The 19930-nt window shown below is 73.2% G+C and carries 22 protein-coding genes; 2 read left to right on the top strand and 20 right to left on the bottom strand.

Going from position 1 to position 19930, the window contains the following annotated elements; all coding sequences use genetic code 11:
• Positions 1-41: 41 nt before the first annotated feature.
• The 4 genes from mnmA to ABD998_RS01985 are packed head-to-tail and all read right to left on the bottom strand — an operon-like array spanning position 42 to position 5118.
• The gene (gene mnmA / locus ABD998_RS02000; RefSeq protein ID WP_345435407.1) at positions 42-1145 is read right to left on the bottom strand and encodes a tRNA 2-thiouridine(34) synthase MnmA; all 1104 of its coding nucleotides are present in this window, start codon (positions 1143-1145) and stop codon (positions 42-44) included.
• Positions 1146-1186: 41 nt separating this feature from the next.
• Positions 1187-2353: a cysteine desulfurase family protein gene (locus ABD998_RS01995; protein ID WP_345435405.1), complete on the bottom strand. Its 1167-nt coding sequence runs from the start codon at positions 2351-2353 to the stop codon at positions 1187-1189.
• A 5-nt stretch (positions 2354-2358) separates the two neighbouring features.
• Positions 2359-3303 carry a tetratricopeptide repeat protein gene (locus ABD998_RS01990; protein ID WP_345435403.1) on the bottom strand — a complete coding sequence of 315 codons (945 nt, stop codon included), beginning with the start codon at positions 3301-3303 and terminating at the stop codon, positions 2359-2361.
• Positions 3304-3342: 39 nt separating this feature from the next.
• Entirely contained in the window at positions 3343-5118 is a 1776-nt protein-coding gene (locus tag ABD998_RS01985; RefSeq protein ID WP_345435401.1) for a glycosyl transferase, read from the bottom strand.
• A gap of 180 nt (positions 5119-5298) precedes the next feature.
• Between ABD998_RS01985 and ABD998_RS01980 the strand changes: the two genes are divergently transcribed.
• Complete coding sequence (locus tag ABD998_RS01980; protein ID WP_345435399.1) at positions 5299-6348, top strand: AI-2E family transporter; 1050 nt, start codon at positions 5299-5301, stop codon at positions 6346-6348.
• Here ABD998_RS01980 and ABD998_RS01975 read toward each other — a convergent pair whose 3' ends face one another.
• The 9 genes from ABD998_RS01975 to rpsB form a co-directional block, all read right to left on the bottom strand.
• On the bottom strand, positions 6349-7062 hold the full coding sequence (locus ABD998_RS01975) for an alpha/beta hydrolase (protein WP_345435397.1): 714 nt from the start codon (positions 7060-7062) through the stop codon (positions 6349-6351).
• A gap of 16 nt (positions 7063-7078) precedes the next feature.
• Positions 7079-7363 (bottom strand): hypothetical protein, encoded by a 285-nt coding sequence (locus ABD998_RS01970; protein WP_345435395.1) that lies wholly within the window; start codon positions 7361-7363, stop codon positions 7079-7081.
• 3 nt (positions 7364-7366) lie between these two features.
• Positions 7367-8104, bottom strand: coding sequence for an aggregation-promoting factor C-terminal-like domain-containing protein (locus ABD998_RS01965; protein ID WP_345435393.1), 738 nt, complete (start codon positions 8102-8104; stop codon positions 7367-7369).
• A 59-nt stretch (positions 8105-8163) separates the two neighbouring features.
• Positions 8164-8721: a DivIVA domain-containing protein gene (locus tag ABD998_RS01960; protein WP_345435391.1), complete on the bottom strand. Its 558-nt coding sequence runs from the start codon at positions 8719-8721 to the stop codon at positions 8164-8166.
• Complete coding sequence (locus ABD998_RS01955; RefSeq protein ID WP_345435389.1) at positions 8718-9713, bottom strand: phosphatidate cytidylyltransferase; 996 nt, start codon at positions 9711-9713, stop codon at positions 8718-8720. Before ABD998_RS01955 ends, ABD998_RS01960 begins: the two co-directional genes overlap by 4 nt.
• Before the next feature lie 7 nt (positions 9714-9720).
• The gene (frr, locus tag ABD998_RS01950) at positions 9721-10275 is read right to left on the bottom strand and encodes a ribosome recycling factor (protein WP_345435387.1); all 555 of its coding nucleotides are present in this window, start codon (positions 10273-10275) and stop codon (positions 9721-9723) included.
• A gap of 64 nt (positions 10276-10339) precedes the next feature.
• Positions 10340-11053, bottom strand: coding sequence for a UMP kinase (gene pyrH / locus ABD998_RS01945; RefSeq protein WP_345435385.1), 714 nt, complete (start codon positions 11051-11053; stop codon positions 10340-10342).
• Between the two features lie 129 nt (positions 11054-11182).
• Positions 11183-12010, bottom strand: a complete 828-nt coding sequence (gene tsf, locus ABD998_RS01940; protein ID WP_345435383.1) for a translation elongation factor Ts — start codon at positions 12008-12010, stop codon at positions 11183-11185.
• An 84-nt stretch (positions 12011-12094) separates the two neighbouring features.
• On the bottom strand, positions 12095-12934 hold the full coding sequence (gene rpsB / locus ABD998_RS01935) for a 30S ribosomal protein S2 (protein ID WP_345435381.1): 840 nt from the start codon (positions 12932-12934) through the stop codon (positions 12095-12097).
• 301 nt (positions 12935-13235) lie between these two features.
• Here rpsB and ABD998_RS01930 point away from each other — a divergent pair, with 301 nt between their 5' ends.
• Positions 13236-13760, top strand: coding sequence for a murein hydrolase activator EnvC family protein (locus ABD998_RS01930; protein WP_345435379.1), 525 nt, complete (start codon positions 13236-13238; stop codon positions 13758-13760).
• Positions 13761-13826: 66 nt separating this feature from the next.
• Here the strand turns inward: ABD998_RS01930 and ABD998_RS01925 are convergent, their stop codons facing one another.
• The 7 genes from ABD998_RS01925 to lepB all read right to left on the bottom strand — a co-directional run bounded on the left by ABD998_RS01925 (position 13827) and on the right by lepB (position 19884).
• Entirely contained in the window at positions 13827-14780 is a 954-nt protein-coding gene (locus ABD998_RS01925) for a tyrosine recombinase XerC (protein ID WP_345435377.1), read from the bottom strand.
• 160 nt (positions 14781-14940) lie between these two features.
• Positions 14941-16113 carry a DNA-processing protein DprA gene (dprA, locus tag ABD998_RS01920; protein WP_345435375.1) on the bottom strand — a complete coding sequence of 391 codons (1173 nt, stop codon included), beginning with the start codon at positions 16111-16113 and terminating at the stop codon, positions 14941-14943.
• Positions 16110-17630: a YifB family Mg chelatase-like AAA ATPase gene (locus tag ABD998_RS01915; protein WP_345435373.1), complete on the bottom strand. Its 1521-nt coding sequence runs from the start codon at positions 17628-17630 to the stop codon at positions 16110-16112. Before ABD998_RS01915 ends, dprA begins: the two co-directional genes overlap by 4 nt.
• Positions 17627-17989: a YraN family protein gene (locus ABD998_RS01910; protein WP_345435371.1), complete on the bottom strand. Its 363-nt coding sequence runs from the start codon at positions 17987-17989 to the stop codon at positions 17627-17629. The genes ABD998_RS01915 and ABD998_RS01910 overlap by 4 nt, the downstream gene beginning before the upstream one ends.
• Positions 17990-18087: 98 nt before the next feature.
• Complete coding sequence (locus ABD998_RS01905) at positions 18088-18414, bottom strand: DUF2469 family protein (RefSeq protein ID WP_345435369.1); 327 nt, start codon at positions 18412-18414, stop codon at positions 18088-18090.
• Between the two features lie 43 nt (positions 18415-18457).
• A complete protein-coding gene (locus ABD998_RS01900; protein ID WP_345435366.1) occupies positions 18458-19114 on the bottom strand; it encodes a ribonuclease HII in 657 nt (218 codons plus the stop codon).
• Positions 19111-19884, bottom strand: coding sequence for a signal peptidase I (lepB, locus tag ABD998_RS01895; protein ID WP_345435364.1), 774 nt, complete (start codon positions 19882-19884; stop codon positions 19111-19113). The genes ABD998_RS01900 and lepB overlap by 4 nt, the downstream gene beginning before the upstream one ends.
• Positions 19885-19930: the final 46 nt, after the last annotated feature.

The raw sequence follows: 19930 nt of genomic DNA, 5'->3' as shown, positions 1-19930 counted from the left end.
GGCGCGTCGCGCCACGGCGTGCCAGCCGGTAGGGTTCGCGGTCAGGCGGGGACGGGGGCCGCGCTCACGGTGCGGTCGATCGTGCACTGCCCGACGACGCGCGACCCCGTGTAGACGACGGCGGTCTGGCCGGGCGCGACGCCGTCGAGCGGGGCATCCGGGGTGACGACGAGCTCGCCGCCGCGGACGACGGCGACGGCGGGCACGGGATCGGCGTGCGCGCGGATCTGCACCTCGCACGGGAACGGGCGCTCCGGATGCGCGGGAGCGGCTCCGGCCCAGGTGAAGCGGGAGCCCGCGATCTCGACGGTCGCGAGCGCCTCCTTCGGGCCGACGACGACGGTGTTCGTGACGGGGCGCACCTCGAGCACGAACCGCGGCTTCCCGTCGGCCGCCGGCACGCCCAGGCGCAGCCCCTTGCGCTGCCCGACCGTGAAGGCGTGGGCGCCCTCGTGGCGCCCGACGACGGCGCCCGCCCGGTCGACGATGTCGCCGGGCTCCGCGCCGACGCGCTCGGCGAGGTACCCCCTGGTGTCGCCGTCGGGGATGAAGCAGATGTCGTAGCTGTCGGGCTTGGCGGCGACCGCGAGGCCGCGGGCCTCCGCCTCCGCGCGCACGAGGGCCTTCGACGGCGTCTCGCCGAGCGGGAAGTACGTGCGCGCGAGCTGCTCGGCCGTGAGCACGCCGAGCACGTAGGACTGGTCCTTCGCCTCCTCGCTCGACCGGTGCAGCTCGATGCCGTGCTCGCCCTCGCGCACGATCGCGTAGTGGCCTGTGCAGACCGCGTCGAAGCCCAGCTCGACGGCGCGCTCGAGGAGGGCCGCGAACTTGATGCGCTCGTTGCACCGCATGCACGGGTTGGGGGTCCGTCCGGCGCGGTACTCCGACAGGAAGTCGTCGATGACGTCGTCGCGGAATCGCTCGGAGAAGTCCCACACGTAGAACGGGATGCCGAGCCGGTCGGCGACGCGGCGCGCGTCCATGGCGTCCTCGATGGTGCAGCATCCCCGGCTGCCGGTGCGGAGCGTCCCGCCGGCGCGCGACAGGGCGAGGTGGACGCCGACGACGTCGTGACCGGCCTCGACCGCCCTCGCGGCCGCGACGGCCGAGTCGACGCCGCCGCTCATCGCCGCCAGGATCCTCATGCCGCCAGTCTAGGAGCCGCAGGTTGGGCGCGGGCCGGGTGTCAGCGCCGCGTGAGGCGGCGGTACGCCTCGGGGACGGCGGTGAGCATCGCCTCGACGTCGTCGGGTGTCGTCGTGCGCCCGAGTGTGATCCGCAGCACCTGGCGCGCCTCCCGTTCGGACCGCCCGGTCGCGAGCACGACGTGGGACGGCTCGCTGACGCCCGCCTGGCACGCCGACCCCGTGGAGACCGAGATCCCCGCCTGATCGAGGAGGAACAGCAGCGATTCGCCGTCGGCTCCCGGCAGGAGGAGCTGGATGGTGCCCGGCAGCACGCGCTCGGGGTCGCCGAGCACGACGGCCTCCGGCACGGCCGCCGCGAGGCCCCGGACGGCGTGCGTGCGCAGCGCCGACAGCCGCGCCGCCTCCGCGTCGCGCTCGGCGATCGCCGCGGTCGCGGCGGCGGCCAGCGCGGCGGCGCCCTCGAGGTCCTGCGTGCCGGCGCGCAGCCCGCGCTGCTGCCCTCCGCCGTGCAGGAGCGCATCGGGAGCGGCGGCGCGCGACACCACGAGCGCCCCCGTTCCGACCGGCGCGCCGATCTTGTGGCCCGACACGCTCAGCGCGACGAGGCCCGCCGAGCCCCGCGCGTCGCCGCGCGTCGCCGCGAAGTCCACCGGGATCCTCCCCCATGCGGCGACGGCGTCGACGTGCAGCGGCACGCCCGCCGCGGCGGCGGCGGCCGACAGGGCGGCGACGTCCTGGATGGTCCCGCTCTCGTTCCCCGCCGCGATCGCCGTCGCGAGCGCCGCGCGCGGATCGGCTGCCGCGTCCGCGAACGCCGCCTCGTCGATGCGGGCACGGGCGTCGAGCGGGACCGCGCAGACGCGCGCGTCCTCCCTGCGGACGAGCCACGCCGCCGCATCGAGGACGGCGTGGTGCTCGCCGTCGGGGAGCACGATCGCGTCGCGGCCTGCGCCCCTGGCCCACCACAGGCCCTTGAGGGCGAGGTTCGCCGACTCCGTGCCGCCCGACGTGAGCACCACCTCGATGGGCTCGCAGCCGAGCGAGGCCGCGATGCGATCGCGCGCGTCCTCGAGCAGACGTCGTGCGCGCTGCCCTGCGCCGTGGATCGACGACGCATTGCCGGTCTCCGCATGCGCGGCGAGCCACGCCTCCGCGGCCTCCGGCCGCAGGGGCGTCGTCGCGGCGTGGTCGAGGTAGACCGGCACGACGCTCAGAAGAGGAGCGACGTGAGCCGTGCCCGCGCGGCGGAGACGCGCGGGTCGGTCTGCCCGACGACGCCGAAGAGCTCGACGAGGCGCTCCTGGACGGGCCCGCGCGCATCCGACGGGAGCTCGGCGAAGAGCACGAGCAGACGGTCGAAGGCGTCATCGACGTGCCCTCCGACGACGTCCAGGTCGGCCACCGCGAGCTGCGCCGCGACGTCGGTCGGCGCGGCGGCCGCCACCGCTCGCGCCTGCTGCAGGTCGAGCGGCTGCACGCGCTGCAGCAGCCGCACCTGGCCGAGCCCGCCACGCGCCTCGTCGTCGCGGGGGTTCTCCTTGAGCGCCTGCTCGTAGGCCGTCACGGCCCGCGCGTAGTCGCCCGCCTCGATCGCGTCGAACGCCTCCTGGTGGAGCGGCGGGAGCGCGGGCTCCGCCGGCTCCTCGGGCGCCTCGGCGCCCTCGGCCACGGGAACGGTGCCCGTGACGCCGTTCTGCGCCGCGAGCTGGAGCAGCTGGGCGAACACCTGGCGGACCTGCTCCTCGGGGACGGCGCCCGTGAACAGCGGAACGGGCTGACCCGCGACGAGCGCGACGACCATGGGGATCGACTGCGCGCGGAACGCCTGCGACAGCTGCGGGTTGGCATCGACGTCGACCTTCGCGAGCACGAGGCGGCCGGCCATCTCGACGACGACCTTCTCGAGCACGGGGCTGAGCTGCGTGCAGGGACCGCACCATTCCGCCCACAGGTCGACGACGACCGGCACGCGCTGCGACAGCTCGAGCACCTCGCCGAACGTCGCATCGGTGACGTCGAACACGAGAGGCACGGCCGGCGCGCCCTGCTCGCCGCCCGCCGGAGCGGGGGGAGCCGCGGGCGCGGCAGGACGATTGCGCAGGCTGGAGAGGTCGACGGCGCCGCGCAGAACGGCACCGGGGGCGACGTCACTCATGGTTCACCTTCCGGAGGAGTGGGATCGTGCGAGACGAGCCTATTCGCCCTCGGAGTCCTCGGGCTCCGGCAGCAGCTCCGCCGACAGGATCGAGGTCGTGTAGCCGAGCAGGCGGATCCGCTCGTCCGACCCCTGAGCGGGGACGAAGAAGAAGAGCTGATCGGTGTAGGTCGTGGTGACGCCCGTCGCCGACTCCGTCTCCCCCGTGAGGAGCGAGATGGCGGGATCGTCCTCGAACCTGATGACCGCGTCCTCGTTCGTCGGGGTCACGGTCTCGGTCTCGTCGACGCCGACGGCGACGATCGCGCCGCTGTCGAGGGTCGCGAGCGCGACGGGCGCTGCATCGTTCGCGCCCTGCGCGAACTCGATCGTCGCCGTCTCTGCGCCCGTCTCGTTGAGGCCGTCGATCGTCGCCTGGCGCTTCTCCGCGACCGCGGAGAGGAACCCGTCCGACTCGAGATCGAACAGCGCCGCGTGCTCGCTCGCGTCGCCGTTTCCGATGACGTCGGCGTAGGCGGCCGCGAGCTCATCCGGCGCGAGCGCCAGGAAGGGCGAGTCGGGCGCGACGAGCGCGGCGCCGAGCCACGCGGGGGCGAGCTGGGGAGTCTGCGCGGAGGCTTCGAGGTTCGCGACGTATCCGGCTCGGTAGGGCGACCACGGGTCGTCCTGCGTCATCGACAGCACGGTCGGAGCGATCGTCGCATCCTCCGCGTCGGAGACGATGAGGAGCGCCGTGCGGGGCCATCCCTCGACGGCCTGCGGCAGGACGATGTCGGCGGGTCCCGACGGGATGGCCGTGGGCGCGGGGTACTCCGCGATCCCGGCGCGCAGCGTGTAGTTCACCTCTCGGTTGCGGAGCGCGAGCCCCGTCAGGCGCTCCGCCGCCGCGTCGGCGTCGAGCGCCTCGTCGGCAGCAGCCACGGACTCCGCGATCTCCGCGACGATGCGATCGGCCTGGGCCTCGGTGAGGGAGGAGGGTGCCTGGTCCGGCGCCGCGGTGGCGGTCGCTGTGGGCGTCGGCGTGGCGGTCTCCGGGGCCCCGATCTCGGGCCAGGAGTCGGCCGTGCATCCCGCCAGGAGCGCCGTCGACAGCCCGATCGCCGGCACCGCGAGGAGCGCGCGACGGCCCGAGCGCCGTCCGCCGAGGCGTCGACGTCCGCCGTCCTCGCCGGGCGGGAGCGCCGGACCCTTCCGGAGCGGGCCGCGGCGCCGGCGCGTGTGGCGCACGGCGAGGACGTAGAGCACGATCCCCGCGGCCAGCAGCACGCCGCCGAGCACCATGAGCGGTCCGAACCATGGCGTCTTCTGGTCGAGCGGCCACACGATCGACACGGTCGACGGCGCGGGAGCCGACCCGTCCGACGCGACGAGCATGCTCATCCCCTCGGGGAGCTGCTCCTGGCGCACGAGCTGGGCGTCGGCGGTCTGCTCCTCGATCCAGAGGTCGCTTCCCGCGGGGTTCCGGCCGGCTGTGCCGTCGTTCGCCTCCGCCGTCGGCGCGACCTCGGTCGTCACGAGGGTGTCACCCTCGCCTGCGCTCACGCGGTTGTAGGACTGATCCGACAGCCAGGCCTCGATGTCGGCCGTGCGCCCGATCGCCGTGTAGATCTGCCCCTCCCCCGACACGGTCAGCGTCTGCGTCCCCGGCATGAGGGCGAACGCGTCGGCGTCGATCACGAGGTAGCTGTGCTCCTCCGCGACCGAGACCGAGGCCTCCGCGCTCTCGGGTCCCAGGAACACGGTGCGCTGCGCGAGACCGGCGCCGAACGCCGCCGCCGCGAGCACGAAAGCCAGCACAGCCCAGACGAAACGCACGAAATGACTCCTCGCCGACCCGCGCCAGGGCGCGACGGGTCTCGACAACACGACGGCCCCACGTTAGCGAATCGACCTGGAAACCGCCCGCCAGCAGGTCGTGGCCGGCACGTCACGGCGTTCGTCCTATCCTGTCGGGAGGTCGCGCGAGGCAGATCCGCGCGGATGAGAAGGGGCTGCATGAAGATCCACAACCCGTTCCGGCTCGCCCTCGTGGCGACGCTGGGCGTCGGCCTGGGCATCATGCTCATCCAGGGCCTGCAGTCGCTGTCGACCATCCTGCTGTACGTCGGCACGGCGCTGTTCATCTCGCTCGGCCTGGATCCCGTCGTGTCATGGCTGGAGCGCCGCGGGCTGGCGCGCTGGCTCGCCGTGACGATCGCGATCCTCGCCGTGCTCGGCCTCGTCACGGGCATCGTGCTCATCATCGTTCCCGTGCTCGTCGAGCAGATCGGCCAGCTCGTCCGGCAGATCACCTACATCGTCAACCGCGGGACGTTCATCGACGACATCCGGGAGTGGTCGCTCGCGACATTCCCCACGCTGCAGATCGACGACGTGCTGGACTTCGTCAACGGATGGCTGACGGACAACATCGACACCATCAGCGAGGGCGTCGTCGGCCTGACCCTGAGCGTGGCGCAGGGCCTGTTCGGGGCCTTCATCGTGCTCGTGCTCACGATCTACCTCACCGCGTCCACCCCGTCGCTCAAGTCGGCGCTGTACCGCGTCGTGCCCGCGTCCAAGCGCACCGGCTTCACGAACATCGCCGAGCAGATCACGGACTCGGTCGGCTACTACGTCATGGGGCAGATCACCCTCGCCGCGATCAACGGCGTGCTGAGCGCCGTGTTCCTGACGATCATCGACGCCCCCTACCCCGCGGTCCTCGCCGTCGTCGCCTTCCTGGGCTCCATGATCCCGCTCGTCGGCACCATCTCGGGCTCGACCGTGATCGCGCTGACATGCCTCATCCCGGGGCTCGGGTCGCCTACGACGGCGATCATCGCGGCCGTCTACTACCTCGTCTACATGCAGATCGAGGCGTACGTGCTGTCGCCGCGCATCATGAGCCGTGCGGTCTCGGTGCCGGGCGGCGTCGTCGTCGTCGCCGCGCTCGCGGGCGGAGCGCTCCTCGGCCTGCTCGGCGCGCTCATCGCGATCCCGGTCGCGGCGAGCATCCTCATCATCTACCGGCAGGTGCTCATCCCGCGGATGAACGCCCGCTGATCAGGCGGGCGGCCACTCGGTCGGGAGCGGGAGCGCCGAGGGGTTCACGGCGGCGACGATCTCGGAGAGGACGCGGGCGGTCTGCTTCTCCCCCACCCACAGGTGCTTTCCGCCCTCGACGTCGACGAGGCGGATGTGAGGGACGGACGCGAACCGCTCGGCGGCCTCCGCCGGCCGCAGATAGTCGTCGAACTCGGGGATGAGCGCCACGAGGGGCCGCTCGTCGCCCCGCCAGGCCCGCAGGTCGTCGTCGCCCGCACGGTGCAGGGGCGGCGAGAGGAGGATGAACCCCTCCGCGCCATGCGCCCGACCGTGCTTCAGGATGAGCTCGGTCCCGAAGGACCATCCCACGAGCCACGGACGAGGCAGCCCGCGTTGCGCGACGAGGTCCATCGCGGCCGCCACGTCGGCGGCCTCCGCGATGCCGTCGCCGAACGCCCCCTCGCTCGTGCCCCGCGGCGAGCTCGTCCCGCGCGTGTTGAAGCGGAGGACCGCGAGATCGGCGAGCGCTGGCAGCCGCGCCGCGGCCTTCCGGATGATGTGGGAGTCCATGAACCCGCCGGCTGTCGGCAGCGGGTGCAGCGTCACGAGCGTCGCGACGGGAGGGCGCGCCTCCGGGAGGGCGAGCTCGCCGACGAGCGTCAGCCCATCGGACGTGGTGAGCTCGACGTCCTCGCGTCGGGCGGGGAGCAGGGCGGCTCCGCGGATCTCCATGGGTCTCCTCGTCGGGTCAGGACAGCTGCCAGCAGCGCGTGTGCCAGTGCCGGCGGTCGGCGAGATCGGAGCGCGCACCGAGCACGCCGTCCTCGCGCCAGACGACGACGTGCGCGACGCCAGTCGCGATCACGCCGCCGCAGCCGGGGCACGTGTAGGTCTTCTCCGAGCGCCCCGACGGCATGGGCTGCACCGACCATTCGCGGCCACGCCGCGTCTCGGTGCGGCGCCATCCGGCGATGAGGCGCTCGATCGATGCGTCGGGCCCGTCGTCGCGGCGCCGGCGGTTCGACCGCGGCACGGGTCAGTACCAGCCGACCGACTCGGAGTGCCCCCATGCGCCGCACGGCGTGCCGTAGCGCCCGCTGATGTAGTCGAGCCCCCACGCGATCTGCGTGGCCGGGTTCGTCTGCCAGTCCGCGCCGTTGGCGGCCATCTTGTCGCCGGGGAGGGCCTGAGGGATCCCGTACGCGCCGCTGGAGGGGTTGTACGCGCTCGCGTTCCAGCCCGACTCCCGGTTCCAGAGCGCGACCAGGCAGGCGAACTCGTTGTCGTCCCATCCGCGCGCGACGACGGCGTCGTAGGCGATCGCCTGCGCCGTGCCGGGGTCGGGGGCGACGAACGGCGCCGTCCAGCCCGTGTCGCCCGAATCGGACCCGCCGGAGTCGCCCGAACCCGCCTCCGCCACCTGCGGCGTGGGGGTCGGAGTCGGGGTCGGCTTCACGTAGACGGCGTAGCTCCCGAAGTCGAGGCTGCCGGCGTGGGCGAGGTCGGCGGCCGCGATGAAGGTCTGCGCCTCGTCGGCCGCGGAGGCGAAGGCGGAGACGGGAGCCTCCTGCTCGGCCTGCGCCATCGACGCTCCCGTGGTCACGAGCGTTCCGCCGAGGAGGCCGAAGGCGCAGAGCGCCGCGAACAGCGACATGGCCCTGCGGCGTCTCGTGGGCTTCGGCGTCGCCGTCTGCAGCAGCGCGGCGTGCTGGCTCGCGATCGCGCGCGCCTCGCGGCGCGTGAGGGCTCGGGTCTGCTCGGGTCCGGAAGTCACAGTGCTCTCATCGTAGCGCGTGTTATGCGAATGTGACATGCGCCCGCGCCCCGACGGCGTCACCGCACGGCGAGCATGACCCCCACGACGGCATCGAGCACGGCGTCCACCTGCTCCTCCCGGTAGCCGTTGCGCGCCATCCGGAAGGCGGTCTGACGCACCTGCTCGGGCGTGAGCGCCGCGCCGTCGGCGAGGTACGCGGCGATGCGGTCGGCGACGAGGTCGACCTCCGCACGCGCGTACCCGAACCGGAGGAGCCCGACGCGGTCGAATCGCTCGCCCTCCGGCCTGCGCAGCCGGTCGAGGACGTCCTGCGCGTCGCGCCGCGCCGCATCCACCCACGCGGCCGCACCCTGTTCGCGGATGGCGCGCTCTCGTTCGCGCGCCGCGAAGGCGTCCTCGATGCGCGCGAGCGCGGCATCCACCGGCATCACGGCGTATCCCCCGCGGACGAGGGGGAACGCCGCCGCCCTGACGACCTCGGCGTCGACGTGCTCCGCTCCCTGCTCGAAGGCCTCGCGGGCCGCAGCGAGGAACGCGTCCACGGCAGAGCGCTCGTACCCCTTCTGCCGTCCGGTCACGAGCGGGAACGGGGTGGGTGCGGAGGAGTCGGTCACAGTACCGCCAGGGGTGAGAGGAGGAAGTGCAGGGCGAGCGCCGCGACGGCCGACGGCAGCATGCTGTCGAGCCGGTCGAGCACTCCCCCGTGGCCAGGGAGGGCCGATGACATGTCCTTGATGCCGAGGTCGCGCTTGATGAGCGACTCGCCGAGGTCGCCCGCGGTCGCGGTGAGGAGGATGACCGCGCCGAAGACGAGCCCCGCCCACCACGGGATGCCCAGCATGAACGTCCCGAGCAGCGCGCCGGCGAGGAGGGCGCCCGCCGCGGCGCCCGCGAAGCCCTCCCAGGTCTTCTTCGGGCTCACGCGCGGCGCCATCGGATGGCGTCCGAACGCGAGGCCCGCGGCGTACGCGGCCGTGTCCGAGACGACGACGACCACGAGGAACGCGAGGATCCACCATTCGCCCCTCTCCTCGCGGAGCAGGACGAGCGCGAGGCTCGCGAGGAACGGCACGTACAGCGGGATGAACGCGCCCACGAGCCCGTCGGCGACGATCTCGCGCGGGGCACGGCCATCCTGCGCGGCCATCTGGGCGAGCATGCGCCAGACGACGATGAACGCCATCGAGGCGAACAGGGCGACCCAGTGCAGCCACAGGTCGGCCGCGACGCCCGACGCCAGCAGCAGTGCGACGGCGACGAGCTGCGGTGCGAGATCGACGCGGCGTCCCGCCGCCCGGAACGCCCGCCACAGCTCGTGCACGCCGAGCACCGAGACGAGCAGCGCCACGCCCGTGAACAGCCACTTCGCGACGAGAAGCGACACGAGCACCACGGCACCGGCCGCGACACCCACGAGGATGGCCGACAGCAGGTCGCGGCCCGTGCGCTCCTTGATGCGCTCGTTGCGCTCCTCGAACTGCTCGCGCGCATGCGCGACCTGGTTCTCGAACTCGTCGCGCGCGGCGTTCACGCGCTCCTGGAATGACCCCTGCTCGTGCCGGGGTCCGCCCGCGGGCGCGTCCTCCGATCCCGGATCGTCCGTCATCCTGGACTCAGACCTCGAGGAGCTCGGCCTCTTTGTGCTTGAGCGCCTCGTCGATCTTGTCGACGTGCGCCTTGGTCAGCGCGTCCAGCTCCTTCTCGCCGCGGACGATGTCGTCCTCGCCGACCTCGTCGCGGAGAGCGTCGAGGTCGTCCTTGATCTGGCGCCGGATGCCGCGGAGGCGGACCTTCGCGTCCTCGCCCTTCGTGCGGACGAGCTTGACGAACTCCTTGCGGCGCTCCTGCGTCAGCTCGGGCATCGTGATGCGCACGAGCGTGCCGTCGTTCGTGGGGTTCGCTCCGAGGTTCGGCATCTCGCGGATGGCGTCCTCGATCGCCTTGAGCGCCGACTTGTCGTAGGGCGTCACGATGAGCGTGCGCGCCTCGGGGTTCGCGAGCGACGCGAGCTGCTGGAGGGGCGTGGGCGTGCCGTAGTAGTCGACGAGGAGCCGCTGGAACAGCTGGGGGTTGGCCCGGCCCGTGCGCACGGTGGCGAAGTCCTCCTTCGCCGCCTCCACGGCCCTGTCCATCCGGGTGGTGGCATCGGCAAGAACGTCCGCGATCACGGTGACTCCATTCGTCGGTGGTGCTGCATCAAGTCTACGGGGAGGGGCGCGGCGCCCCGGTGCGTCACGCCGTGACGAGCGTGCCGATGGCGTCGCCGCGCAGCGCCGCCGTGACGTTGCCGCCCGGCTCCATGCCGAACACGCGCATGTTCATGCCGTTGTCCATGCAGAGGCTGAAGGCCGTCGCGTCCACGACCTTGAGCCCGCGCACGAGGGCGTCGGAGTACGTCACGTGCTCGAGCTTCGTCGCCGTGGCGTCGAGGCGGGGGTCGGCCGTGTAGACGCCGTCGACGCCGTTCTTGGCGACGAGCACCTCGGTGGCGCCGACCTCGAGCGCGCGCTGCGCGGCGACGGTGTCGGTGGAGAAGTAGGGCAGCCCGGCGCCGGCGCCGAAGATGACGACGCGGCCCTTCTCGAGGTGGCGCTCTGCGCGACGCGGGATGTAGGGCTCGGCGACCTGGCGCATCTCGATGGCCGACTGCACGCGCGTCGCTGCACCGGCCTGCTCGAGGAAGTCCTGCAGCGCGAGGGCGTTCATGACCGTGCCGAGCATGCCCATGTAGTCGGCGCGTGCGCGGTCCATCCCGCTCTTGGAGAGCTCGGCGCCGCGGAAGAAGTTGCCCCCTCCGACGACGACGGCGATCTCCACGTCCTGCGACGCCTCGGCGATCTCCTTCGCGATCTGGCTGACGACGTCGGGGTTGACCCCGAGCTGCCCTCCGCCGAAGGCCTCGCCCGACAGCTTCAGCAGCACGCGCCGCTTCGTCGTTTCGCTCACACTCGTTCCTCTCGTCGCCGATACACGCTACCGGTTCCAGGCGGCAGCCCCCTGTGCGCCTCGCGCATCGCGCCGTGGCGCGACGAGGGGGCTCGGATCCGCGGATCCGAGCCCCCTCGTGTCACGTCGTTACGCGCCGACCTTGAAGCGGGCGAAGCCCGTCACGGTGATGCCGGCGTCCTGAGCGACCTTGGCGACGGACAGCTTGTTGTCCTTCGCGTAGTCCTGGTCGAGCAGTGCGACCTGCTTGAAGAACGCGTTCACGCGGCCCTCGACGATCTTGGGCAGCGCCGCCTCCGGCTTGCCCTCGTTGCGGGAGATCTCCGTGACGATCTCGCGCTCCTTCTCGACGTCCTCGGCCGGGACCTCGTCGCGCGTGAGGTACGACGGGTTCGCGAACGAGATGTGCTGAGCGATGCTGCGAGCCGTCTCCGCGTCGTCGCCCGAGTACGCCACGACGACGCCGACCTGCGGGGGCAGGTCCTTGCTCGTGCGGTGCAGGTACACCTGGAACGCGTCGCCCGAGAGGGTGCGCACGCGGCGGAGCTCGACCTTCTCGCCGATGATGGCGGCCTCGTCCGAGATGAGCTGCTCGACGGTCTGGTCGCCTGCGGGGGCGGCCAGGGCCGCCTCGACCGAGTCGGCGCCGACGGCGGCTGCGGCGTCCGCCACCTTGTCGGCGAGCGCGATGAAGCGGTCGTTCTTCGCGACGAAGTCGGTCTCGCACGCGAGCTCGAGGAGCGTGGCGGAGCCGCCCTGCTCGCGGGCGACGACGAGGCCCTCGCTGGTCGCACGGTCGGCGCGCTTCGCGTTGCCCTTGGCGCCCTTGAGGCGCAGGATCTCGACGGCCTTCTCGACGTCGCCGTCGGCCTCCTCGAGCGCCTTCTTGGTGTCGACCATGCCCGTGCCGAGCTGCTCGCGCAGCGCCTTGATGTCGGCGATGGTGAAGTTGGCCATGAGTGCTGGCTCTCCTTGTTCGTGGTGGAACGGGGTGGATCAGAGCGGAGGCGGGCCCCTGATGGGGGCCCGCCTCCGGGAGCGTTACTCCGCTGCGGCCTCGGCCGGAGCCTCGGCTGCCGGTGCCTCGTCGGCGGCGGGCGCCTCGGCGGCCGGAGCCTCGGTCTCCTCGGCCGGCGTCTCGAGCAGCTCGCGCTCCCACTCGGCGAGCGGCTCGGCGTCGCCCTCGGGGTTGTGCTTCTGCTGCAGGCCCTCGGCGGCGGCGTCGGCGATGATGCGCGTCAGCAGCGAGACCGAGCGGATCGCGTCGTCGTTGCCCGGGATCGGGAACTGGAGGTCGTCGGGGTCGACGTTGGTGTCGAGGATGCCGATGACGGGGATGCCGAGCTTCTTGGCCTCGTCGATCGCGAGGTGCTCGCGCTTGGCGTCGACGACCCAGAGGGCCGAGGGCGTCTTCGTGAGGTTGCGGATGCCGCCCAGCGACTTGTGGAGCTTGTCGAGCTCGCGGCGCTTGAGGAGGAGCTCCTTCTTGGTGAAGCCCGTGCCGGCGGGGTCGGTGAAGTCGAGCTCCTCGAGCTCCTTCATGCGCGCGAGACGCTTCGACACCGTCGAGAAGTTGGTGAGGAGGCCGCCGAGCCAGCGCTCGTTGACGTAGGGCTGGCCGACGCGCGTCGCCTGCTCGGCGAGCACCTCCTGAGCCTGCTTCTTCGTGCCGACGAAGAGGATGGTGCCGCCGCGGGCGACCGTCTCCTTGACGAAGTCGTAGGCCTTGTCGATGTAGCCGAGCGACTGCTGGAGGTCGATGATGTGGATGCCGCTGCGCTCCGTGAGGATGAAGCGCTTGACCTTCGGGTTCCACCGGCGGGTCTGGTGGCCGAAGTGGACGCCGCTGTCGAGCAGCTGGCGGATGGTGACGACTGCCATGGTCGTGTCTCCTGGTTCTGGGCGCGTGCGCGCCGTGCGGTTGATTCCGCCGACCGGCTGATCGGCGAGCCTGGCGCCCGGCGCACTCCCGCCCTCGCGAGAGGGACCGTGGGGAGATGCGCCGCGGTTCGTCGGAGACGATCCGCTCTGGGCGCGCGTAGTCATCCCGATTCGGGATGCAGGCTCAGCATACCAGCCGCCGCCGGGTCGAGCCGTGCACAGACCGCGAGGGACGGCGCGTCCTCTCCACAGCGACGGCGGAACGCCCCGGCGACGCCGGGCTCGGCGGGAGCCTGGCCCCATGAGAAGACTCGCCGCGATCCTCGCCCTCGGCCTGCTCGCGCTCGCCTGCGTGGCGGCCGGCTCTCCCGGCGCCGCGCCTGCGCGTGCTGCGGAGCCCGTCGCGATCGACACGGCCGAGCAGTGGTCGTGGCCCGTGTCGCAGGACGTGCGCATCGTGGCGCCCTTCGAGGCGCCGCCGCATCGCTACGGACCCGGTCACCGCGGCGTCGATCTCGCGGCCGATGCGGGGCCGATCCTCGCTCCCGCCTCGGGCGTCGTCGCGTTCGCGGGATCGGTCGCCGGACGCCCGCTGCTGACGATCGACCACGGCGACGGCCTCGTGACGACGCTCGAGCCCGTGGAGCCCCTGGTCTCCGCGGGCGACCCCGTCGCCCGCGGAGACCAGGTGGGCACCCTCGCGACGGGCGGGCACACGCCGGCAGGTGCCGTGCACTTCGGCGTGCGTCTGCACGGCGAGTACATCAACCCGCTCCTCCTTCTCGACGGCGTCCCGCGCGCCGTGCTGCTGCCGTGCTGCGGGTGACGCGCCCTCCCCCGATCCCGGGTACCGCACAGCCGCATCGTGTCGGGGACAGGCGTCAGTGGCAGGTCACGCGCGAGGGTGCGCGAGACGGTAGGCCGCGGCGAGCCGCTCGGAGGACACGTGCGTGTAGATCTGCGTCGTGCCGAGGCTCGCGTGCCCGAGGATCTCCTGGACGGCGCGCAGATCGGCGCCCCCGTCGAGGAGGTGCGTCGCGGCGGAGTGCCGCAGCGCGTGCGGTCCCGCGGTCTCCGCCCCGATCAGCGGAGCGACCTCCCGCGCCACGAGGGCGTACACCGAGCGGACCCCCCACCGCGCGCCGCGCACACCGAGGAGCAGCGCGGCGGTCGCCGCATCCGCACGCGCGGCCAGGGCAGGACGGCCGCGGACGAGGTACGCCGCGACGGCATCGCGGGCGGGCGCACCGATCGGCACGACGCGCTCCTTGGAGCCCTTGCCGAGCACGCGCACCGTTCCGCGATCGCGGTCGATATCGTCGACGTCCATTCCGCACAGCTCGGAGACGCGGATGCCCGCGCCGTAGAGCAGCTCGAGAGCGGCATGATCTCGAAGGGCGACCGGATCCCCGTCCGCCGCGGCCACGGCCATCCGCTCGAGCAGACCCGAGAGCGCGTCCGCCGTGGCGACACGCGGCAGCGGCCTCATGCGCTTGGGGGTCGCCAGCCGGAGCGACGGGTCCGCCGCCACGAGTCCGTGCTCGAGCGCCCACCGGAAGAGCGCGCGAGCCGACGACGTGCGACGCGCGATCGTGGCGCGCGCGTCACCGCGCTGACGGGCCCGCCAGAGCCAGTCGCGGAGCGCTTCGAGGTCGACGTCGGCGATGTCGACGCCGGAACGCTCGAGATCGGGACGCTCGAGATCGGGATGCTCGACGTCGGGATGGGCAATCGACGCCGCGAGATCGGCGAGGTCGGCGCGGTAGGCGCGCACCGTGGCGGGCGACAGGCGGCGCACCGACGAGAGATGCCGGGCGAAGGCATCGATCGCATGCACGAGCTCCATGCCTCGATCATGGCGCGCGCTGTGCCCTCCCTCCCCGCGCCGCGCCGCGCCGACGACGAGCGCGCGACCGCGGTCGACGTCGAGGATGCGCGTCGCAATGCGGTCACGCGCGCAGCGCCGATGCGGCCGACCGGCCGTCGGCGGGCGGTCCCTGGAGGCGTCACGCGAGGAGCCAGCCGCCCTCCGCACGTCGCACCGTTCCGGCCAGCTCGAGGAGGCCGAGAGCCGCCTGGGCGTCGCGCGGAGCGAGACCGCTGCGGCGGACGATCTCGTCGAGGGCGCGTGCACCGCGCGATGCGAGCGCGTCGCGCACGCGCACCTCCTCGGGTGAGGGATCGGCCGGTCGAGTGACCGTCCGCGGCCCCGCACCGAGCATCTCGAGCACATCGCCCGCGCCCGTGATGCACTGCGCGTCGAACTCGCGCAGCAGACGGTGGCACCCCGACGAGGTCGTGCTCGTGATGGGTCCCGGCACCGCGCCGAGCGGGCGGCCGAGCGACGCGGCATGCCCCGCGGTGTTGAGGGTGCCGCTGCGCGCGCCCGCCTCCACGACGACGGTCGCTCCCCCGAGAGCGGCGATGAGCCTGTTCCTCGCCAGGAACCGCCATTTCGTGGGCGTCGTGCCGGGCGGCGTCTCACTGACCACGGCGCCCGCCCGCGCGATCTCGGCGAACAGACGCGCGTGACCGGCGGGGTAGACGAGGTCGGCGCCGCCCGCGACGACGGCGACCGTGAGCCCGCCCGCGCCCAGGGCGGCGCGGTGCGCCGCACCGTCGATGCCGTACGCCGCCCCCGAGACGATCGCGACTCCCTCCGCCGACAGCTCGGCGGCGAGCTCGGCGGCGACGTGCTCCCCGTAGGGCGTCGCCGCCCGCGCGCCGACGATCGCCGCCGACCACGTGCGATCGGCATCGAGCAGGCCCAGCGCGTCCGGCTCCCCGCGCACCCACAGGGCGAGCGGAGCGTGGGGCCCGAGATCGTCGAGCTGCGACGGCCAGTCGTCGTCACCCGGCGTGCGCAGGACGAGTCCCGCCTTCGCCGCTCGCACTGCCGCCGCGGTCGCGAGCGCGCCGTCGAGGCGCGGCTCCCAGCGGGCCCGTGCGGCGGCGATCGAGCGGCCGTCGAGTCCGGCTCGCACCACGGCGGGGTCTGCGAGTCCCTCCTCCGCGAGCCGCAGCGCCTCCTCCGCGCCGAAGGCCGCGACGAGGGCACCCGCGACGCCGTCGCCCGGCTCGACGACGACCGACCAGATGAGCCGCGCGAGCTGCTCGTCGCCGGTCGCGCCCTGCACCCGCGCCGCGGCGCTCCGCACGCGGCGCTCCGAAAGGATCATGCCGCCATCCCCTTCCGGAGGAACAGCGCGCGCCCCACATCGGCCTCGTCGGGGCGATCCGCGCCCGCCAGGTCGGCGAGCGTCCACGCGAGCCGCAGCACGCGATCGTAGCCGCGGAGAGTCAGCAGACCGCGCTGCAGCGCGGCGTCGAGCGCCCGGACGGAACCCGGTTCGGGCGCGCCGGGACCGCGGCGCAGCCAGGAGCCGGGCACTTCCGCGTTGATGCGCCACGGCGTGCCCGCGAGCCGCCGCGCGGAGCGCTCGCGCGCGGCCGACACCGCCGCACGGGCGGCGGCAGATGTCGTCGCGCCCTCCGCCGCGCTCGCCGATGCGACGCGTTCGAGGCGCAGATCGATGTCGATCCGGTCGAGCAGCGGGCCGGAGAGCCGTTGCGCGTACCGGCGGATGACGCTGGGCGCGCAGGCGCACGCTCCGCCGCGCACCCCGTACTCGCCGCAGGGGCACGGGTTCATCGCGAGCACGAGCTGGAACCGCGCGGGGAAGCGCGCGAGGAAGCCGGCGCGGTGGATCTCGACGCGCCCCTCCTCGAGCGGCTGCCGCAGCGCGTCGAGCATCGACGACGACGCCTCGGTCGCCTCGTCGAGGAAGAGCACGCCGCGGCTCGCCCGTGCGACCGCCCCCGGCCGTACCGTGCGCGACCCGCCGCCCACGAGCGCCGCCGTCGACGCGGAGTGGTGGGGTGCCTCAAACGGCGGTCTGCGGTCGAGCGACATGACGGGTTCGCCCGCGAGGGAGCGGAGGGAGGCGACCTCGAGGGCCGCCTCGTCGTCGAGCAGGGGGAGGATGCCCGCGAGGCGCCGCGCCAGCATCGTCTTGCCCGCGCCCGGCGGCCCCGACATCAGCACATGGTGCCCTCCCGCCGCGGCGACGACGAGGGCGTCGACGGCGCCCTGCTGGCCCACGACGTCGGCGAGATCGCCGTCGTCCGCCTCGGTCGGCGTGGCGACCGAGGCCGCGACGGGGGTCACCTCGGCCACGTCGATCTCGGCGCCGTGCCACCGTGCGACCTCCGCGAGAGAGACCGCTGCACGCACCTCCGCCCCGGCGACGAGCTCGGCCTCCACGCGATTCGCCCAGGGCACGACCACGCGCGACCGCCCGCGCGCCACGGCGGCGCGGACTGCGGGCAGGACACCGGGGACGGGCCGCACGCGCCCGTCGAGTCCCAGCTCGCCGAGGTGCACGACCCCGCGCACGCTCGCCGCATCGAGGCGGCCGTCGGCCGCGAGCGCCGCGACCGCGACGGCGAGGTCGAACCCGGTCCCCTGCTTGGGCAGTCCCGCGGGAGAGAGGTTCACCGTCAGGCGGCGGTACGGCAGCGCCAGGCCGCTGTTCTCGCACGCGTTCGCGACGCGCCGGACCGCCTCGCCGAGCGCCTTGTCGGGCAGCCCGATGATACGGAACTCCGGCTGGTGCTCCGTGACGTCGGCCTCGACCTCGACGACCTCGCCCGCGAGGCCCGTGAGCGCGACGGCCCACGTGCGCGCGACGGTCATCGCAGGTCCTCGAGGTGCTCGAGCGCGCCCGTCGCGGGGTCGGGCCCCACGATCCCGACGGCGTCGATGCGCAGGTCGCACCCCGATGCCAGCTCGGGGTGCGCGCGCATCCAGGCGACCGCCAGCACCCACAGCCGACGCAGCTTGCGAGCGTCGACGGCCTCGAACGGATGGCCGTGGGCCGTGCGCGTGCGCGTCTTCACCTCGACGACCGCGAGGCGCGCGCCGCGACGCGCGACGATGTCGATCTCGCCCGCACGGCAGCGCCAGTTCCTGTCGAGCACCTCGTAGCCGATGGCCGCGAGGTGCTGCGCCGCGCGCTCCTCGCCCGCGCGCCCGAGGTCGTCCTTCCGTGCCATGCCGCCAGCTTGGCCGCCCGCGCAGCGCCGGGGAGCGGCCCGCGGCGGGCCGGTGGAGAGGACGCGCCGTCATCCGCCCCTGGGGACGGGAGGACGGGCTACTTCCCGTCGAGCGTGAGGTCCTCGGGGATGGAGAAGTCGCTGCGCGAGAGCTCCTCGATGTTGACGTCCTTGAACGTCAGCACGCGCACCGACTTCACGAAGCGGTCGGAGCGGTAGATGTCCCACACCCAGACGTCCTTCATCGACAGCTCGAAGTAGAAGTCGGTGTCGGTGTCGTGTCGGACGACGTCGACCTCGTTGGCGAGGTAGAACCGGCGCTCGGTCTCGATCACGAACTGGAACTGCGAGACCACGTCGCGGTACTCGCGGAACAGCGCCAGTTCCAGCTCTCGGTCGTAGTCCTCGAAGACATCGTCATCCATGGTGCCTCCATCCTAGGCGCTCGCCCGCACCCGCCGAGCCGCGTCAGAACAGGGCGGGCGCGTCGGCGATCGCCCACGAGCGCCGGTGGTGCGCGGTGAGGCCGTGGGCGCGGATGGCCGCGCGGTGCTCGACGCTCGCATACCCCTTGTTGCTGGCCCATGCGTAGGCGGGGTGCTCGTCGTGCAGCTCGGCCATGAGGCCGTCTCGCGCGACCTTCGCGATGACGGATGCCGCGGCGAGGCTCGCGCAGTCGCGGTCGCCCTTCACGACCGTGCGCACGTCGAGCGCACCCGCGACGGGGCTGATGTAGTCGTGGTTGCCGTCGAGCAGCACGACGCCCTCACCCGCCGCCCAGCCCGCCTCGGCGACGGCCGCGAGGGCGCGGGATGCGGCGAGTCCGAGTGCGCGCATGATGCCCAGCTCGTCCACCTCCCCCGCCGTGGCCCATCCGACCGCGTTCGCCCGCACCCATGCCCCCGCCCGCAGTGCCACGTCGGGCCGGCGCCGCTCCGCGACGAGCTTGGAGTCGCGCAGCCCGTCCGGCACGTCCGTCGCGAGGACGTCGGCGTCGACGACAGCCGCCCCCAGGGCGACGGGCCCCGCGAGGGCGCCGCGTCCGACCTCGTCGAGCGCGACGACGTACGGCGCGCCGTCGAGCAGCGCCAGCTCGCGCGCGACAGTGGGGAGCGCGACGGTCATCCGGCCGCGCCCGTGACGGCGGTCGCGCTCGCCGCGCCGTCCTCCGGATCGGGGATGCCGCGGAAGACGTCGTGGCGCTCGTCGACGAGGCCGAAGCGGTCGAACGGCCAGGTCAGGAGGAACACTCGCCCGACGACGTTGTCGATCGGCACGAAGCCGTCTCCGGGCTGGTCGGTGTTGAACCGCGAGTCCATCGAGTTGTCGCGGTTGTCGCCCATGACCCACAGCGAGTCCTCGGGGACGACGACGTCGAACGGCTCGTTGGACGCCGCCGTGTCCCCCTCCGGCAGCTTCAGGTAGCCGAGCTCGTCGACGGGGGCCCCGTTGATCGTGATCTGTCCGATCGCGTTGCAGCACACGACGTGGTCGCCCGGGAGTCCGATGATGCGCTTGACGAGATGGTCGTCTGAGTCGCCGGCCGAGAGGCCGACGAGCGTGAGCACGCCGTCGACGGTCTCCATGAACGGCGACTGCGGCGCCTCCTGCGGCTGCGTGCGCAGCCATCCGCCCGGGTCCTGGAACACGACGATGTCGCCGCGCTCGTAGCCCGTCCACAGCGGTGTGAGCTCGTCCACGAGGATGCGGTCCTGGATCTGGAGGGTGTCCTCCATCGATCCCGACGGGATGTAGAACGACCGCACGAGGAACGTCTTGATGAGGAAGGAGACGACGAGCGCGACGACGACGATCACCGCGACGTCGCGGAGGAAGACCAGGAGCCCCCGTCGTCGGGTCGCGGGCTGCTCGGCCGTGGGGGTGTCGCTCGTCATGGGGTCCTTCGCGTCCGCGCCGTCGGCGATCCGACGTCGTCCCAGG

Source organism: Microbacterium gilvum, assembly GCF_039543865.1.
Taxonomy (GTDB): domain Bacteria; phylum Actinomycetota; class Actinomycetes; order Actinomycetales; family Microbacteriaceae; genus Microbacterium; species Microbacterium gilvum.
This window is presented reverse-complemented; position numbering and strand designations above follow the sequence as displayed.

Coding starts and splice junctions, on each gene's coding strand:
- lepB (WP_345435364.1), bottom strand. CDS start 19,884: ATGACGAGCGACACCCCCACGGCCGAGCAGCCCGCGACCCGACGACGG.
- ABD998_RS01910 (WP_345435371.1), bottom strand. CDS start 17,989: ATGGCACGGAAGGACGACCTCGGGCGCGCGGGCGAGGAGCGCGCGGCG.
- rpsB (WP_345435381.1), bottom strand. CDS start 12,934: ATGGCAGTCGTCACCATCCGCCAGCTGCTCGACAGCGGCGTCCACTTC.
- tsf (WP_345435383.1), bottom strand. CDS start 12,010: ATGGCCAACTTCACCATCGCCGACATCAAGGCGCTGCGCGAGCAGCTC.
- ABD998_RS01975 (WP_345435397.1), bottom strand. CDS start 7,062: ATGGAGATCCGCGGAGCCGCCCTGCTCCCCGCCCGACGCGAGGACGTC.
- ABD998_RS01925 (WP_345435377.1), bottom strand. CDS start 14,780: ATGGAGCTCGTGCATGCGATCGATGCCTTCGCCCGGCATCTCTCGTCG.
- ABD998_RS01980 (WP_345435399.1), top strand. CDS start 5,299: ATGAAGATCCACAACCCGTTCCGGCTCGCCCTCGTGGCGACGCTGGGC.
- dprA (WP_345435375.1), bottom strand. CDS start 16,113: ATGATCCTTTCGGAGCGCCGCGTGCGGAGCGCCGCGGCGCGGGTGCAG.
- ABD998_RS01905 (WP_345435369.1), bottom strand. CDS start 18,414: ATGGATGACGATGTCTTCGAGGACTACGACCGAGAGCTGGAACTGGCG.
- ABD998_RS01930 (WP_345435379.1), top strand. CDS start 13,236: ATGAGAAGACTCGCCGCGATCCTCGCCCTCGGCCTGCTCGCGCTCGCC.
- ABD998_RS01955 (WP_345435389.1), bottom strand. CDS start 9,713: ATGACGGACGATCCGGGATCGGAGGACGCGCCCGCGGGCGGACCCCGG.
- mnmA (WP_345435407.1), bottom strand. CDS start 1,145: ATGAGGATCCTGGCGGCGATGAGCGGCGGCGTCGACTCGGCCGTCGCG.
- ABD998_RS01900 (WP_345435366.1), bottom strand. CDS start 19,114: ATGACCGTCGCGCTCCCCACTGTCGCGCGCGAGCTGGCGCTGCTCGAC.
- ABD998_RS01990 (WP_345435403.1), bottom strand. CDS start 3,303: ATGAGTGACGTCGCCCCCGGTGCCGTTCTGCGCGGCGCCGTCGACCTC.
- ABD998_RS01915 (WP_345435373.1), bottom strand. CDS start 17,630: ATGACCGTCGCGCGCACGTGGGCCGTCGCGCTCACGGGCCTCGCGGGC.